Raw genomic sequence first — 15,839 nt, forward strand, 5'->3', positions numbered from 1 at the left:
GCGGAATCATTTCGAACGGGAATATAAGATGTCCAAATCAGAACAGCGCGAACAAATGTCCAATGGTGCAGGTTTCATCGCCGCTTTGGATCAAAGTGGTGGTTCGACGCCAAAGGCGCTGGCGCTTTACGGGGTAGAGGCATCCGAATACGGCTCGGACGAAGAGATGTTCGGCGAAATTCAAAAAATGCGGGCCCGTATTATCCTCGGCGACGGGTTTACCAAGAACAAGGTTATTGGCGCTATCCTGTTCGAACGTACGCTGGGTGAAGAGATTGATGGCCGGAAAGTTGCCGATTTTCTTTGGTCCGTGAAGGGTATTGTTCCGTTTCTCAAGATTGACAAAGGCTTGGAAGACGAGGCGAACGGCGTTCAGTTGATGAAGCCGATCCCAGGCTTGGCCGAAACGCTCGCCAAAGCCGAAGGTGTGTTTGGCACCAAAGAACGTTCGGTCATTCACGAAGCAAATGCCGACGGGATCGCCGCTGTGGTGGCACAGCAGTTTGATGTCGCGCGTGAGGTCGTTGCTGCAGGAATGGTTCCCATCATCGAGCCTGAAGTAAACATCAATTCATCCACTAAGGCCGAGGCTGAAGATATTCTGAAGGCTGAAATTCTGAAGAACCTCGACCAACTGAATGATGATCAGGATGTCATGCTAAAGCTGACCATCCCGTCCAAGGCCAACCTGTATGACGAAGTAGCTGATCACCCGCGCGTGGTTCGTGTCGTTGCTCTGTCGGGTGGTTATTCGACACAACAGGCTTGTGAGTTGTTGGATCAGAACGAAAAAATGATCGCGTCCTTCTCGCGTGCATTGACCGAAGGTTTGTCGAAACAACAGTCAGACGCGGAATTCAACGCTGCGTTGGCTGGTAACATCGATAAGATCTACAGCGCCTCTGTCTAACAGAACTCACTGTGGTTTTTGGAAATCGCGGCGCATCTGCGCCGCTTTTTCGCGCATAACACATCCCAAGGCGTGGTCGTTGATCAGACCCATTGCCTGCATAAAGGCAAAAACGGTTGTGGGACCAACGAACTTCCATCCCCGTTTTTTCAAATCCTTCGACATCGCGATGGATTCGGCCGAGGTTGATACAGATTGCGGGGCAGGTGGGGTCTCGCTTTCGTATCGCCATACATAGGATGCAAGCGATCCTTCCTTGGCTATCAATTCCTGCGCGCGGCTTGCGTTATTGATCACGGCTTCGATTTTTCCACGGTGTCGTACGATCCCTGCATCTTGCAACAAGCGTTCAGTGTCGTGTTCATCAAAGCGCGCAACGGCGTCGATCTTAAAGCCCTCAAAGGCTTTGCGAAAGTTTTCGCGCTTTGACAGGATCGTGCGCCAACTGAGACCAGACTGAAAACTTTCTAAGCACAGTTTTTCGAACAAACGCTGATCGTCTGCAACCGGATAGCCCCATTCGTTGTCGTGATAGGCAAAGAATTCCGGTGCGGCCTGGCACCAGGAACAGCGCGGTTTACCGTCTGGTCCAAACACTGTTTGACTCATGGTTGTACCCCTTTTGTTCCAATCCAGCCTACATTGAGCTGAACCGAACACGCAACTGTCGAATTCACGAACGATACCAATTCAAAACAAAAACGCGTATCGCGGAAGCAAGGCCAATATCGGGTCCGCGCTCAACATCAATTTGCGCAGCTAGCACGTTGATTGGTATATCTTTGTGCTTTGCAATATCCCGAAACGCCTGCCAGAATTCATCTTCTAATGACACAGATGTTCGGTGACCTTTCAGAGTCAGCGAACGCTTTACAGGCCGACCACTCATTCGTCTAACTCGTGGTTATCGAGGTCTTTGCGCTGTCTGTCCTGCTGCTTTCTGACCGCGTCTTTTTCCGCCTTGCTGCGTCCAAAAGAGATCGCATTTTCGTCGGCGCGGGCTTTTTTCTGAGCCCGCGCTTTTTCCTTTCGGTACCGGTTTAGGTTAACCGGCTTACCCATTAATCTTTGGGCCCAATCATCTGTTCGGGTCGAACGACAGCATCAAACGTTTCTTCGTCCACAAACCCCAGCGCGATGGCTTCTTCTTTCAATGTGGTGCCGTTTTTATGAGCCGTTTTTGCAACCGTCGTCGCGTTGTCGTAACCGATTGTCGGAGCAAGCGCAGTGACCAGCATGAGCGACTCTTTCATCAGCTTTTCAATCCGCGGCTCGTTGGCCTGAATGCCCACCAACATCCGTTCAGTAAAGCTGTCTGCGGCGTCGCCCAGCAGTTGAATGGACTGAAGAAGGTTATAGGACATCATTGGGTTGTAGACGTTCAGCTCAAAATGCCCCTGGCTACCAGCAAATTTAATTGCTGCGTCATTGCCCATGACATGAGCGGCAACCTGCGTCAGCGCTTCGGCCTGGGTTGGGTTCACCTTGCCTGGCATAATCGAGGATCCCGGTTCATTTTCCGGGAGGATCAACTCTCCCAAACCGGAGCGAGGACCCGATCCTAACAGGCGGATATCGTTAGCGATTTTGTAACAGCTGCCTGCGATGGTCGCCAAAGCTCCGGACAAGAACACCATGGCATCATGAGCAGCCAGCGCTTCGAATTTGTTTGGCGCGGTGACGAAGGGCAGCCCCGTAATCTCTGCCATGTTCGCTGCAACGGCTTCACCCCAACCATTTTGGGTGTTCAGACCTGTGCCGACAGCCGTGCCGCCCTGTGCCAACTCATAAATTCCCGGCATGGCTGCTTTGACGCGCGCGATACCTTGACGAATTTGGTGTGCATACCCCCCAAATTCCTGCCCCAATGTCAGTGGCGTGGCGTCTTGCGTATGGGTCCGGCCGATCTTGATGATGTCTTTGAACTCATCAGATTTTTGTTCCAGACCAGTGGCCAATTTTTCCAAACCTGGCAGCAACACGTCGCGTACACTCATCGCTGTGGCGATATGCATTGCGGTCGGGAAGGTGTCGTTCGACGATTGACCCATATTGCAGTGATCATTGGGGTGCACTGGGTCTTTTGAACCAATTACGCCGCCCAAAATCTCAATAGCCCGGTTCGCAATCACTTCGTTCGAGTTCATGTTGGATTGAGTTCCGGACCCGGTCTGCCACACAACCAGAGGGAAGTTATCATCGAACTTGCCCTCAAACACTTCGCCAGCGGCCTGAATCACAGCGTCGGCGATCCTGGCATCCAGTTTACCCGTCGCCTTGTTTTCCATTGCGCAGGCTTTCTTGATGACACCAAGCGCGCGAACGATCGCGACCGGCTGTTTTTCCCAACCGATTGGAAAGTTCATAATCGAACGCTGAGTTTGGGCCCCCCAGTATTTATCAGAAGGAACCTCGAGCGGGCCAAAGCTGTCGGATTCGGTGCGGGTCTGAGACATCGGTCACTCCGTCTTGTATACAGTCGCATGCCGTTTACCTGCAGCAACGCCGCCATGCAATCGGCCAGTTGCGCGCACCTTAAACTTAAGCCTCTGAAAGGTATAGATCGGCATTAGCGACATTTTTCTTTTGCTTAATCACCTTGGCCCCATTGTGTGCGACCGCAGGTGAGCTACAATATCCATAAAGAGATTGTGGAGGGTACTGTGCTGCTATTTCAACGGAGACACGCCCTGAAACTAAGCACTTTGTTTTTAGGTGTATTGCTGGGCTTCGCGCTATTCAGCCCATCAGCGCGCGCAAGTGTCATTGAACCCTTTGTCGGGGACTACGTGGGCTCTGCAAATGTGGTGGATACCGACGGAAGCGAAATGCCCCGGGACATGAGTGTTTCGATCCATCCAACTAAGGACGGTTTTAACGTTAGTTGGAAAACCACCACGTACAAAGAGGATGGGCGCGTCAAAGAACAGTCGTTTTCGATAGACTTTCGGCAATCAGAACGATCTGACGTATACTCTGCTGCGATGAAGCGGAACGTGTTCGGGCATGAAGTGCCCTTGGATCCGATGCTTGGTGAGCCGTTTGTCTGGGGGCGGATAGAGGGCGATACGCTAACCGTGTTTTCGTTGTTCATAGACGACCGGGGGGGCTATGAGCTCCAGCAATTCGACCGAACCCTAGCCGAAGGGGGGCTGAACCTGTCGTTCTCGCGTTTCCGCAATGGAGTGAAATCGCGATCCGTAGACACGTTTCTTAAGCGCGAATAAGCGTTTAGCCCAGCTGTGAAGGCAGATTATTTCCGGAAACTGTCTAGGGACACAACATCCGCATCATGTTGGTCGTTCTGAACTTCGACCTCAATCGGCTCTTCTTCAAGCTCGAGCTCTTCGGTTTCGTCCTCTGGGCTTTCGAAACGCAGTCCGAATTCTACAGACGGGTCCACGAATGTCTTGATAGATGTATAGGGGATATAAAGTGGCTCTGGCGCGTCGCCGAAATTCAGCGTTATGGCAAAACCGGTTTCACCGACTTCAAGGTTTTCGAACCAGTGCTGCATCACGATCGTCATTTCGTCGGGGTATCTTTCCCGTAGCCAATCGGCCAATTCGACCCCGTCTTGCCGTGTGTCAAAGGTAATAAAAAAATGATGCGCGCCCGGCAGGCCGTTTTTCGAAACGCTTGTCAGAACCGTCTTAATAAGCCCACGCATCGCGGTGTGCATCAGGTTCCCGTAATCAATGTCCTGCGACATGTGTCATCCTCAAAAATGGTGCCTCCAGCATAAGGGATTTCGCTGGAAACGAAAGTCCGAGAGTGCTGGGATTGTTCATAGAACGTGAAAACCGATCCCCGCCGCAGCCATAACAGCCAGCGTCAGCGCCATGCCAAATTTGAACTTAAATATCAACACCCAAGCGATCACAGTTAGGCAAACTGCGCTCAGGTCTAAATCAGACAAGCTGGGCCAAGGGTAAGTGAACATCCACCATGTTTTTTCCGAAACCTGATGAAAGATCACGTTCAAGCCAAACCACACTGACAAATTAAGAATCACGCCAACGACGGCTGCTGTAATTCCGTTCAATGCGGCAGCCAGACGGGGGCGTTTTCCTAGCTGGTCCAAATGCGGAGCCGCTATGAAAATCCATAGAAAGCAGGGCACGAAAGTTGCCCAAAGCGCCACAAGACCAGCGGTAACGGCCAACCACGGGCCGCCGCTCAATTGTCCGGCCAACATGGCGACGAACTGGGTAACCAATATCAACGGCCCGGGCGTTGTCTCGGCTAGTCCTAACGCGTCAATCATCTGCGCTGTGCTAACCCATTGATATTTGTCCACGACGGTTTGGGTCATGTAGGCCAGTACAGCGTATGCGCCCCCAAAAGTAACCACCGCAAGGCGCGCAAAGAACCACCCAATATCTGCGAGCAAATTGTGACCCGAGATACTCAGCACAACCAGAGGAGCTAACCACAGTGTCAGCCACAGCACGCCAGTTCGAATTTGGTCACGCGGCTTTGTGGTCGTGGGGGGAATAACCGGGGAGTTTGCTGCGCTGAAACGGAAAGCACCCCATATGCCGGCAACCAAAATGATAAAAGGGAACGGAAGGTTAAGGGCAAAGATTGACAGAAAGCTCAAACCTGCCAACGCGTAGTGCTCAGCACTCGTCATGGCTTTGCGCGTAAGGTTATTCAACGCCTGTAAGACGATGACTATGACTGTAGCTTTGACGCCCAAGAAACCCGCTTGGACGAGGGGCAGGGTACCAAAAGCGGCGTAAAGTCCAACCAGTACAGCGATGACGACCGCGCCTGGGATAACGAAAAGCCCGCCAGCGATCAGCCCCCCTTGAACACCGCGTAAACGCCAACCTGCGTATGTGGCCAGTTGCATGGCTTCGGGACCCGGAAGCAACATGCACAAGGACAAGGCTCTTAGAAACGTCTGTTCGTCCAACCAGTCACGTTTTTCCACCAGTTCTTGCTGCATCAGGGAAATCTGAGCTGCCGGCCCTCCGAAGGATAACAGGCCTATCCGACCGAAGACCCTGATCAATTCCGAAGCAGTAGGCGCCATTGCATAGGATCCATCGATCAGTTTGTAGGTTCTTCCCCTTCGTTTTGACCTGTATGCCTCAGAGCGCAAGCAAGAACGATGGTTTTCCCACAAAAAGCCCGGTTTTGCTTCCCTAGACCAAGTTAATCAAGCTGATGTTAAGCTGGCTGAATGACCCGCAAGTTGTCACGCCCAATCCAGCCTTTGACCCGTCATGCACACGGGCAAAGTGTCTTGTGGGAACTGACCGAGTTGTTCGAACAGAGAAATGAAGTCGAACTGGTTATACGCTTCGACCACGCGGCCATTTTTGATGCGCCCGATGATGCTGCCGGTTGCCTGAAGTGGGGCCCCGTTGTCGGCACGAGTGGTGCTGAGATGGATAATAGCGGAAACCCAATCGCCATCTTCAATTACTTTCGGCAGGTTCACTTCAATGTCACCAAGGATGTGTCGGAAAGCCATAACTAAATCGCGAAACTCGTCAGCTCCAACCTGCATTTCGGGGATTAGCCCTTCGGTCATTACTTCGGGTGCAAAATACCTGTCGATGGCATCCGTATCGCCCTTTTCCCAAACTTCGGAATACCATTCCCTGAGCACTTCTGCGTGTGACATCTCGGCCCTCCTGACTTTTACGGAGAGCATGCGCAAAAGGAGTGAACAAACTCTGAACAAGCGCGAAAATTGCCGAACATGACTGAAGGGAAATGCAGGTTTCTGTTGCCAGGTACCTGCGAACCCCGCCTTACGCGGCTAGGCGTAAGGGCTTAAGTTTCGGTCTTGTTACTGCTTACGCAGCAACTGCAACCGGAGCACGATTGTCGTTTGCAATTGTACTATTTTCGCCGGTAACGGTGGCAGACAGCCGAGACAAAGCTAACCCCTTTAGACGTTCGTCGATCCTGTTTCGGCCCCCCGATACTGAAAGTGATCCCCAAACGAAGGATACGTCCAGCAGATTTATGGTGGAGCCGCCGGGTACCGCCCCCGGGTCCGATCCGCTTATTACGAGCGCGTTTATGTCCATAGTCCCGAAGGACATAACTTATATAGGGTAGCCTATGATGGGATGCAATTCCGGAATTTATTTGATGAATATCTTTCGATTTCCGTAATTTATCCGGTTCTGCTAAAGTTTGCCAATATCAACCAAAGCGCAAGAACCAATTCGATTCCACCAAAAGTGGCCGCTTTGACCAGAGGTGGGTTGTCCAGAACAACCGAGACAAACCGCCCAAGCGCTGCGCCTGCGTACACGACGCCTAGCATTGTATAGGCCATAGGCGCGTTGAGCCAAATGACAGCGATGCCGGTAACCACAAAAAGGCCACCGACAGATGCCCTCATCTCGCTTAGACCCATGTTGCTGTTTGTTGGCGCCAAATCCAACGAGGCAGCCGTCCAGGCAGGTGCGAGAAAACCAAATAGTCCAAATGCGATCGTAAGAAGGGCAGCAATGATGTTTAATGTCGAAACCATCTGATCCTCGTCAGGTCGCCTTACGGCGCTTCTCAGCCACATCTATAGCTAGTTTTCTGGTGTACTTTTCAAGCTTTACCAGCGTTTCATCAACCAAGGCAGCGTCGCCGGTTTCTAGGGCATCGGCAATTTGAGTGTGCAGCGCGATGATCTCTTCGCGAGAGCGGGCTGTAAAGGTGATCATGTTCATCAGCGGCTGCATCGCCTCAACAGCACCGGCCAGTTGATAGGACAGAACAGGATTTCCCGCGCCGTCCACCAACGCACGGTGGAATGCAACGTCGGACGCGCAGAACGCCTCATCCGTCAGTCCGGGCTGCGCTTGACGAAAGATCTCAGCTCTCATGGTGGCCAGTTGGTCAGCCGTACGCCTTTTTGCGGATAGGGGCGCGCAGGCCCGTTCCAGCGCATAGCGCGCCTCGCATGCTGTATCGAAGCTGACAGCATTCATCGACAGCAACAGCGTAGACGTGGTGATTTGTTGGGAATACGCGTCTTCAAAATTCAAGCGGTTCACGAAAGCCCCACCGGTCGCGCCCCGTTGCGTCCGGATCAGGGATTGAGCGGCAAGCCTCTTTAACGCCTCTCGCACAGTAGGACGGGACACCTGAAACTGATCGGCAAGTTCAGATTCCGACGGAAGACGTTCATCGACAATCAATCTGCCCGAGATAATCGCGTCGCGAATGGCTTGCGCGATCTGCGCCGAAAGATCAGCGGGTTTTTGCGGGTCAATTTTCATATTCCTGGAACCGTAGGTACGTTTTTATTTGTCTGACATTTAAAAGTCTGACATTTGAAAAGCAAGAACTGAGTCGGGAGGAGCAAATGAGTCGCGCTGTTTTACGCAGTGGCTTGTGGCTGGGGTTTTACGCCCTGATCCTTTGGGCGTGGTGGGTCATGTTCACCATGAGCCGCAACATGGACCTGGATTGGATCGGCAGACCTGGTCCCATGGGGCAAGCCATGGCTGCGATGGACCCCCGTATGGACATGTATATGCCGATGGCAGAGTTCGGCCCATTGTTCTGGATGTGGGCGATCATGATGGCTGCTATGATGCTGCCTACGCTTGTTCCCACGTTGCGCAGCTATGACGACCTTATCCGTAGCGCAAATGGGACGCGGGCAGGGTGGCTGGGCGTTCTGTCGGGTTACTTCATTGTCTGGGTCGGGTTCGCCGCGTTGATCACCGGTTTGCAGCTTGCATTGCTGTTTGGTGGCGTGATTGACATGCTGGGCGTGGCCAAGTCCGGATTTGTAGCCGGAGGTCTTATGATCGCCGTTGGCGCATTTCAATTCACCCGCGCGAAAGAGGTTTGCCACGGCGTCTGTCATGCCCCGATGAACTACTTTCTGGGTCATTGGAAGACCGGGTTTGCCGGCGGTGTGAAAATGGGTCTGGGGCTGGGCGCGTTTTGCGTAGGCTGCTGCTGGGGCTTTATGGCTCTGGGTTTTGTTGGCGGTGTAATGAGCCTTCTGTGGATGGGCCTTGCCACGCTGTTTATGGTTCTCGAAAAACTTCCCCAAATCGGTCATGCGCTCACGCGACCGCTGGGTTTTGCACTTATCGCAGGTGGTCTTGTCCTGCTTATCTATCCCTTTGCTTACGGAGGATAACCTTATGGCTAAAAACAGAAAACCAGAGGCGGACCGCTTGCCGATCAGCCAACGTATCGACAGCCGTATGCCTAATCCCAAAAGGCGCGAGATGAGCCCGACAGAATGGGCGATCAAGGGTGAGTTGATCCTGAACTGTTCCTGCGACGTGTTCTGTCCCTGCGTTGTGTCATTGGGTGCGCACCCTCCGACCGAAGGGCACTGCCATGCTTGGATGGGCGTTATCGTTGATGAGGGTCACTTTGAGGGCGAAGATCTGTCTGGCCTGAACGTGGGCCTGTTGGTGGATATTCCGGGTCGTATGGGGGAAGGTCAGTGGAAAGTTGCCGCCTATGTCGACGAACGTGCCAGCGGCAAAGCCTATAACGGTCTATTGCAGATTTTCAGCGGTCAGGCAGGCGGTACAACTGGCTTGTTCACTATGTTGGTCAGCGAGATCATCGGTGCCGAGCGGGCACCGGTTCAGATTGAACGCGATGGCAATAAGCGCCGCATCATGATCGGGCGTAAAATTCAGGGTGAAATCGAAATGCTCAGCGGTAAAGATGCCGATCATCCGGTTATGGTAACCAACTCAAAATACTGGATGGGGCCCGACATCATCGTTGCGCGTGGTACGAAATCCAAGGTGCGCGACTATGGCCGCGTTTGGGACTTTGGCGGCAAATCCGCCGAAATTTGCCCGATTGACTGGCACGGACCCAAGTAATGATAACCGCGGCCTATGCACAAGAAATGGCACGCTATAATCGCTGGCAGAACAGTCAGTTGAAAGGCTTTCTTTCGGCGCTTTCGCCCGAGGAGCTAGCTTGTGAGCGAGGCGCATTTTTTGGCTCGATCCTTGGTACGGCGAACCATCTGTTGTGGGGCGATTGGATATGGATATCCCGGTTTGACAAAGGTGAGGCGCCAGTGGGCGGAATACCCGAAAGCAAGACACTATGTGCTGAACTGAGCGAATGGTTGCCGCTGCGAGATACGATCGACAGCCGTATCGAAGACTGGGCGAGCACTTTGAACGATGGCGAACTTTCGGGCTCATTCACATGGTTCTCGGCTGCAAAACAAGACGATGTAACAAAGCCTTATGCGCAATGCGTAATGCACTTTTTCAACCACCAGACACATCATCGCGGTCAGCTTCATCAGATGTTGACCGAAACAGGATCGGCGGCCCCGGTCAGTGATCTGGTTTTTCTGCCGCAGGAGGTCTGAGTGGCACAGGTATCGTTTTCGCGCCGGTTGCGTCGAACACCGTTTTCCGAGGGTGTGCAAGCCGCGGGGGTTAAGGCCTTTACGGTGTACAACCGTATGTTGCTGCCGACGGTCTTCGAGTCGGTTGAGGCCGACTATCGCCATCTCAAGTCCCATGTTCAGGTCTGGGACGTTGCGTGCGAGCGGCAAGTTGAACTGCGTGGTCCGGACGCAGCGCGTCTTATGCAGATGCTGACACCCCGCGATCTACGAGGCATGTTGCCGGGGCAGTGTTACTACGTTCCGATTGTGGACGAAACCGGCGGGATGTTGAACGACCCCGTTGCCGTCAAACTGTCCGAGGATCGCTGGTGGATTTCTATTGCTGACAGTGACTTACTGCTTTGGGTTAAAGGCATCGCCAATGGCTACAGGCTGGACGTTCTGGTAGACGAACCCGACGTGTCACCGCTGGCCGTCCAAGGCCCGAAGGCGGACGAGCTGATGTCGCGAGTATTCGGCGAAAGAGTTCGGGATATCCGCTTCTTCAAATTCGATATGTTCGAGTTCGAGGGCCGGGATCTGGCGGTTGCACGGTCGGGGTACTCAAAGCAAGGTGGGTTTGAAATCTACGTTGAAGGATCCGACATTGGGATGTCGCTTTGGAACGCCTTGTTCAAAGCTGGCGAAGACCTGAACGTACGCGCGGGTTGTCCAAACCTGATCGAACGGATCGAAGGCGGTTTATTGTCTTATGGCAATGACATGACAGACGACAATACTCCGCATGAATGCGGTTTGGGTAAGTTCTGCAACACCCATACAGCGATCGGCTGCATCGGTCGGGACGCATTGTTGCGTGTCGCAAAGGAAGGGCCGGTGCAACAAATTCGACCGATCGCCATAGATGGCGACGCGGTTCCGCCCTGTGACCGGCCTTGGCCGGTATTTGCTGGTGGTAAGCGGGTGGGGCATGTGACTTCGGCCGCGTGGTCGCCGGATTTCGAAACCAACGTTTCGATCGGAATGCTGCGCCTCAGTCATTGGGACGCAGGTACGCAGGTCGAAGTGGAAACTCCTGACGGGATGCGAAACGCGATTGTGCGCGAAAAATTCTGGGTATGATCACCTCCGCTTTAGGCTGTGATCTGTTGATAACGAAAGGAATATTGTGATGTTCAACGCACTGGTCATGGACAAGGATGAAGAAACTGGCTTGGCTAGCCCATCGGTCAGGCAACTGTCGGTAGATGATTTACCAAATGGTGAAGTCACCGTTGCCGTCGAGTATTCCACGGTCAACTACAAGGACGGATTATGCATGTCTCCGAAAGGGGGCGGATTGGTTCGCAACTATCCGCATGTTCCGGGTATCGATTACAGCGGCACGGTCGAAGCGTCCTCGGATGATCGTTATAAACCGGGCGACAAGGTCGTTCTGACAGGTTGGCGCGTGGGTGAGGCGCATTGGGGCGGCTATTCACAAAAGGCCAACGCTTTGGCCGATTGGTTGGTTCCGCTTCCAGAGGGGCTGGATACACGTCAGGCGATGGCGGTGGGAACAGCCGGATTTACTGCAATGTTGGCGGTTATGGCACTGGAAGATCACGGTCTTAAACCCGACCATGGACCGGTTCTTGTGACGGGTGCCGCAGGCGGTGTCGGCTCCGTTGCAACGGCGATCCTTGCAAATCTGGGTTATGAGGTTGCAGCTGTGACAGGCCGGGCAGAAGCTGGTGAATACCTCAAGTCGCTTGGTGCAACAACGATTGTGCCGCGCGATCATCTCAACGAAACGGTCAAACGTCCGCTTGAAAGTGAGACCTGGGCAGGCTGTGTGGACGCGGTAGGCGGTGATATGCTGGCCCGCGTGCTGGGGCAGATGAAATACGGCGCGTCCGTTTCCGCAGTTGGCCTTGCCGGGGGCGCTGGGTTGCCGGCAACGGTTATTCCCTTCCTTCTGCGGGGCGTGAATCTGCTGGGCATCGACAGCGTGATGCAGCCTTTCGACAACCGGGTGCGCGCATGGAAACGTGTCGCCACGGACCTGCCGATGGACAAGCTTGAAGCCATGGTTCACCCCGCTGGCCTCAGCGATTTGCCACAATTGGGTGCAGATATCCTGAAAGGACAGGTCAAAGGCCGTGTCGTTGTGGACGTAAACGCCTGAACCTAAACCAAGTCTGTAGATCGGCCGAGCCACGCTGCGGCCGATCTCTTTGCCTACGAATGACCGCGAAAATGCCGGAAACAGCTCTGGTCATTGGCGCATTTCCCGAGCACTATTGCTATACATCCCGATTGTGATGGCTTATGAGCCTTGCAAACAGCACCGGAAGACGGGGAGTGAGCAGAATGTCTGACGATTTTGAACTGGACACCGACGATCTGAAGCGCCGCATGGATGGCGCGATGGCCAATCTCAAGACCGAGTTTGCGTCTTTGCGGACGGGGCGGGCATCAGCTTCGATGCTGGAACCGGTCATGGTTGATGCCTATGGATCAATGACGCCCATCAACCAAGTTGGTACTGTTAACGTACCCGAGCCACGAATGGTGACAGTCAATGTCTGGGACAAAGGTCTTGTCGGCAAAGTTGAAAAGGCCATTCGGGAGAGCGGTCTGGGGATCAACCCTCAACTAAACGGCACCATTATCATGCTGCCGATTCCCGAGCTTAACGAAGAACGTCGCCGTGAGCTTGGTAAAGTTGCGGGGCAATATGCTGAACATGCACGGGTTTCGATCAGAAACGTACGTCGGGACGGCATGGACCAGATCAAGAAAGCCAAGGCGGATGGGATGTCTGAGGACGATCAAAAGCTCTGGGAAAGCGAAGTTCAGGATCTGACCGACGAGATGATCAAAGCTGTGGACGCCGCGCTAGAAACCAAGCAATCCGAGATTATGCAGGTCTGAGCGAGAAAATGCCTGATACTGCGCATACGACCCCGATCGATGGCCCGCATCACGTTGCCATTATCATGGATGGCAACGGGCGGTGGGCGCAGGCGCGTGGTCGCCCCAGGCTATTTGGGCATCAGGCCGGTGCTCGCCGCGTACGGGACGTTGTCGAAGCCTGTCCGGAACTCGGCATTAAGTACCTGACTGTTTTTGCTTTTTCCACTGAGAACTGGAAACGCACTCAGGCGGAAGTGTCTGGTCTAATGAGTTTGTTTCGACGCTACATAATCAAGGAAACAACAAACTTAACCAAAAATGGGGTCCGCGTGCGCTTTATTGGTGATCGCGTGCGCCTTGACACCAAGTTAGTGGACCTCATGGACACGCTTGAGGATGCCACCAAGGATAACGATCTGGTGCACCTGACCATTGCGCTGAACTATGGCGGGCGGGATGAAGTTGCGCGCGCAACCAAACGCTTGGCCAAAGATGTCGCGGAAGGACGCTTGAAGCCTGAAGAGGTGGATGAAGAAACCCTCCCTAAATATCTGGATACACATGTTCTTCCAGATCCGGATTTGGTGATCCGTACAAGCGGTGAGGCTCGGATTTCAAATTTTCTTCTTTGGCAGTCGGCCTATTCCGAATACGAGTTCATCGATACGCTTTGGCCAGACTTTACCGCCGAAGAACTGGGCCGCCTGTGCCGCAACTTCGGAAGCCGCGAGCGGCGCTACGGAGCGGTTCCAGCATGAGCGAAGGCCGATGGTCTGACCTTACCGCGCGTGTTCTGTCTGCCGCCGTTCTCGTCGCGATCGGCGCGATCGAAGTTTGGCTCGGCGGGCTGTGGTTCGAGGCGTTTATTGCCGTGGCGTGCGGTTTGATGACCTGGGAACTGGTTCGCATGATTGACCCAGTCAAACCAGGCGTTGCGATCCAGCTTTCCATTTTGACCGGTGTCGCTGTGGTGCTGAGCTACCATCTACCGCCCCTGTACAAACTGCCATTTTTGCTAGCGCCCGCGTTGGTCGGGGCCGGGCAGGTGAGCCGTGCGAAGGGAACCTATGCGCTCTTTGCGATTTGGATCGCAGCCGCTGGTTTGGGCTTTATTTCCATCCGTGAGAACATGGGGTTCGGCTGGATGGTATGGTTGATTTCAGTGGTCGTTGCAACTGATGTTGCTGGTTATTTTGTCGGCAAGGCTATCGGCGGCCCAAAGTTTTGGCCCAAGGTCAGCCCCAAGAAGACGTGGTCCGGCACTGCCGGAGGATGGGCCGCCGCTGCATTGGTGGGTGCTGTTTTTGCGGTGTATGCCGGATTCGGGTTTTTGTTTGTTGTTGTCTCTGTGTTGGCTTCGATGGCCAGTCAGGCAGGCGACATCGTTGAAAGTGCCACTAAACGCAAATTCGGCGTGAAGGACAGCTCTAACCTTATTCCCGGTCACGGCGGGTTTCTGGATCGGTTCGACGGTATGATGGGCGCAGCCTTGTTCGTACTGATTGCCGGTTTGCTATATGCGCCAGGGACGATGTAATGCGCAGAGTAACGATTTTAGGTTCTACGGGTTCGATCGGGCAGAACACTCTGGATTTGATTGACCGAGCCCCTGATGCCTATGACGTCGTTGCATTGACTGGTGGCGCGAATATTGAGCAACTCGCTCGAGACGCACGCCGTCTGAATGCACAGATTGCCGTTACTGCCCACGAAGACCGCTTGGACGACTTGCGGGAAGCCTTGGCTGGCAGCAATGTTGAGGTTGCCGCAGGTGCCGCTGCGCTGACCGAAGCTGCCGCTCGGCCCGCAGATTGGGTTATGTCCGCAATAGTGGGTGCCGCTGGCTTGCCACCGGGGCTCGAGGCGCTGAAGCAAGGGGCAACACTAGCCCTTGCGAACAAGGAAACCTTAGTCTGCGCAGGCGCTTTGGTCCTCGAAACCGCACAAAAGTTTGAGGCACGTTTGTTACCCGTGGACAGTGAGCATTCCGCGGTGTTTCAGACGCTCAACGGCGAAAAACTCGATACGGTCGAACGGATCATTATCACCGCTAGTGGCGGTGCTTTCCGCGACTGGCCTTTATCGGATCTCGCTTCGGCCACGGTTGAACAAGCCTCAAACCACCCGAACTGGAATATGGGGCAACGCATTACAATCGACAGCGCGTCGATGTTCAACAAGGCGCTGGAGGTCATAGAAACAAAAGAATTTTTCGGCGCTTCCCCGAACCAGATAGAAGTCGTTGTTCACCCGGAATCCATCGTTCATGCATTGGTGGGCTTCAACGATGGAGCAGTGATGGCGCATATGGGTGCCCCGGACATGCGGCATGCCATTGGCTATGCGCTCAACTGGCCTGACCGAAACGACTTGCCGGTTGAACGCTTGGACCTCGCCAAGCTTGGTCAACTTCGGTTCCACCAACCCGATGAAGCGCGGTATCCGGCCTTAAGGCTCGCGCGCCACGTGATGGAGCAGGGCGGTCTTTCCGGTGCGGTGTTCAACGCAGCAAAGGAGCGCGCGCTGGATCATTTTATTGCTAAGAAAATCCGGTTTCTTGAAATGGCTGAGATGGTTGAGATCGTGCTTAACCGGTTTGAAGGTGAAAATAGTGTGATTGATGCGCCTCTCACACTTGATAACATACTGCAAACGGACCATTTGGCACGGATGTGGGTGGATGAGGCCGTAGCCCAACGAGCAGGATAAAAC

General features: G+C 53.8%; 20 protein-coding genes and 1 other RNA gene. 11 read left to right on the forward strand and 10 right to left on the reverse strand.

Annotation, left to right across the window (positions count from 1 at the left end; translation table 11 throughout):
* Positions 1 to 28: 28 nt before the first annotated feature.
* Positions 29 to 910: a fructose bisphosphate aldolase gene (locus tag ACR0DG_RS00460; RefSeq protein WP_480693433.1), complete on the forward strand. Its 882-nt coding sequence runs from the start codon at positions 29 to 31 to the stop codon at positions 908 to 910.
* A gap of 6 nt (positions 911 to 916) precedes the next feature.
* Here ACR0DG_RS00460 and ACR0DG_RS00465 read toward each other — a convergent pair whose 3' ends face one another.
* The 4 genes from ACR0DG_RS00465 to fumC form a co-directional block, all read right to left on the reverse strand.
* Positions 917 to 1,519, reverse strand: a complete 603-nt coding sequence (locus ACR0DG_RS00465) for a DNA-3-methyladenine glycosylase I (protein WP_480693435.1) — start codon at positions 1,517 to 1,519, stop codon at positions 917 to 919.
* Positions 1,520 to 1,583: 64 nt separating this feature from the next.
* Entirely contained in the window at positions 1,584 to 1,799 is a 216-nt protein-coding gene (locus ACR0DG_RS00470) for a ribbon-helix-helix domain-containing protein (RefSeq protein WP_480693437.1), read from the reverse strand.
* Positions 1,796 to 1,972, reverse strand: a complete 177-nt coding sequence (locus tag ACR0DG_RS00475) for a DUF4169 family protein (protein ID WP_480693438.1) — start codon at positions 1,970 to 1,972, stop codon at positions 1,796 to 1,798. Before ACR0DG_RS00475 ends, ACR0DG_RS00470 begins: the two co-directional genes overlap by 4 nt.
* On the reverse strand, positions 1,972 to 3,366 hold the full coding sequence (fumC, locus tag ACR0DG_RS00480; RefSeq protein ID WP_480693439.1) for a class II fumarate hydratase: 1,395 nt from the start codon (positions 3,364 to 3,366) through the stop codon (positions 1,972 to 1,974). Before fumC ends, ACR0DG_RS00475 begins: the two co-directional genes overlap by 1 nt.
* Positions 3,367 to 3,615: 249 nt before the next feature.
* Between fumC and ACR0DG_RS00485 the strand changes: the two genes are divergently transcribed.
* Positions 3,616 to 4,137, forward strand: a complete 522-nt coding sequence (locus tag ACR0DG_RS00485) for a hypothetical protein (RefSeq protein WP_480694955.1) — start codon at positions 3,616 to 3,618, stop codon at positions 4,135 to 4,137.
* Between the two features lie 26 nt (positions 4,138 to 4,163).
* Here ACR0DG_RS00485 and ACR0DG_RS00490 read toward each other — a convergent pair whose 3' ends face one another.
* From ACR0DG_RS00490 to ACR0DG_RS00515, 6 genes are all read right to left on the reverse strand, one after another.
* The gene (locus tag ACR0DG_RS00490; RefSeq protein WP_480693441.1) at positions 4,164 to 4,622 is read right to left on the reverse strand and encodes an SspB family protein; all 459 of its coding nucleotides are present in this window, start codon (positions 4,620 to 4,622) and stop codon (positions 4,164 to 4,166) included.
* Positions 4,623 to 4,697: 75 nt separating this feature from the next.
* Complete coding sequence (gene chrA, locus ACR0DG_RS00495) at positions 4,698 to 5,951, reverse strand: chromate efflux transporter (RefSeq protein ID WP_480693443.1); 1,254 nt, start codon at positions 5,949 to 5,951, stop codon at positions 4,698 to 4,700.
* A 165-nt stretch (positions 5,952 to 6,116) separates the two neighbouring features.
* Positions 6,117 to 6,548 (reverse strand): ester cyclase, encoded by a 432-nt coding sequence (locus ACR0DG_RS00500; RefSeq protein WP_480693445.1) that lies wholly within the window; start codon positions 6,546 to 6,548, stop codon positions 6,117 to 6,119.
* Between the two features lie 91 nt (positions 6,549 to 6,639).
* Positions 6,640 to 7,012: a transfer-messenger RNA gene (gene ssrA / locus ACR0DG_RS00505) on the reverse strand.
* A 37-nt stretch (positions 7,013 to 7,049) separates the two neighbouring features.
* On the reverse strand, positions 7,050 to 7,412 hold the full coding sequence (locus ACR0DG_RS00510) for a DUF4345 family protein (protein ID WP_480693447.1): 363 nt from the start codon (positions 7,410 to 7,412) through the stop codon (positions 7,050 to 7,052).
* Positions 7,413 to 7,422: 10 nt separating this feature from the next.
* On the reverse strand, positions 7,423 to 8,154 hold the full coding sequence (locus ACR0DG_RS00515; RefSeq protein ID WP_480693448.1) for a FadR/GntR family transcriptional regulator: 732 nt from the start codon (positions 8,152 to 8,154) through the stop codon (positions 7,423 to 7,425).
* A gap of 86 nt (positions 8,155 to 8,240) precedes the next feature.
* Here ACR0DG_RS00515 and ACR0DG_RS00520 point away from each other — a divergent pair, with 86 nt between their 5' ends.
* The 9 genes from ACR0DG_RS00520 to dxr all read left to right on the forward strand — a co-directional run bounded on the left by ACR0DG_RS00520 (position 8,241) and on the right by dxr (position 15,836).
* Positions 8,241 to 9,032 carry a DUF2182 domain-containing protein gene (locus ACR0DG_RS00520; RefSeq protein WP_480693450.1) on the forward strand — a complete coding sequence of 264 codons (792 nt, stop codon included), beginning with the start codon at positions 8,241 to 8,243 and terminating at the stop codon, positions 9,030 to 9,032.
* A gap of 4 nt (positions 9,033 to 9,036) precedes the next feature.
* A complete protein-coding gene (locus ACR0DG_RS00525) occupies positions 9,037 to 9,741 on the forward strand; it encodes a DUF1326 domain-containing protein (protein WP_480693452.1) in 705 nt (234 codons plus the stop codon).
* The gene (locus ACR0DG_RS00530) at positions 9,741 to 10,247 is read left to right on the forward strand and encodes a DinB family protein (protein ID WP_480693453.1); all 507 of its coding nucleotides are present in this window, start codon (positions 9,741 to 9,743) and stop codon (positions 10,245 to 10,247) included. Before ACR0DG_RS00525 ends, ACR0DG_RS00530 begins: the two co-directional genes overlap by 1 nt.
* A complete protein-coding gene (locus ACR0DG_RS00535; RefSeq protein WP_480693455.1) occupies positions 10,248 to 11,351 on the forward strand; it encodes a dimethylsulfoniopropionate demethylase in 1,104 nt (367 codons plus the stop codon).
* Positions 11,352 to 11,400: 49 nt separating this feature from the next.
* Entirely contained in the window at positions 11,401 to 12,396 is a 996-nt protein-coding gene (gene acuI, locus ACR0DG_RS00540) for an acryloyl-CoA reductase (RefSeq protein ID WP_480693456.1), read from the forward strand.
* A gap of 185 nt (positions 12,397 to 12,581) precedes the next feature.
* A complete protein-coding gene (gene frr / locus ACR0DG_RS00545; protein ID WP_480693457.1) occupies positions 12,582 to 13,145 on the forward strand; it encodes a ribosome recycling factor in 564 nt (187 codons plus the stop codon).
* 8 nt (positions 13,146 to 13,153) lie between these two features.
* Positions 13,154 to 13,885 (forward strand): isoprenyl transferase, encoded by a 732-nt coding sequence (locus ACR0DG_RS00550; protein WP_480693459.1) that lies wholly within the window; start codon positions 13,154 to 13,156, stop codon positions 13,883 to 13,885.
* Positions 13,882 to 14,664 (forward strand): phosphatidate cytidylyltransferase, encoded by a 783-nt coding sequence (locus tag ACR0DG_RS00555; protein ID WP_480693460.1) that lies wholly within the window; start codon positions 13,882 to 13,884, stop codon positions 14,662 to 14,664. The genes ACR0DG_RS00550 and ACR0DG_RS00555 overlap by 4 nt, the downstream gene beginning before the upstream one ends.
* Positions 14,664 to 15,836, forward strand: a complete 1,173-nt coding sequence (gene dxr, locus ACR0DG_RS00560) for a 1-deoxy-D-xylulose-5-phosphate reductoisomerase (protein ID WP_480693462.1) — start codon at positions 14,664 to 14,666, stop codon at positions 15,834 to 15,836. The genes ACR0DG_RS00555 and dxr overlap by 1 nt, the downstream gene beginning before the upstream one ends.
* The last annotated feature ends 3 nt before the right edge of the window (positions 15,837 to 15,839 follow it).

The sequence above is a fragment of the Ruegeria sp. BG8 genome, assembly GCF_056538325.1.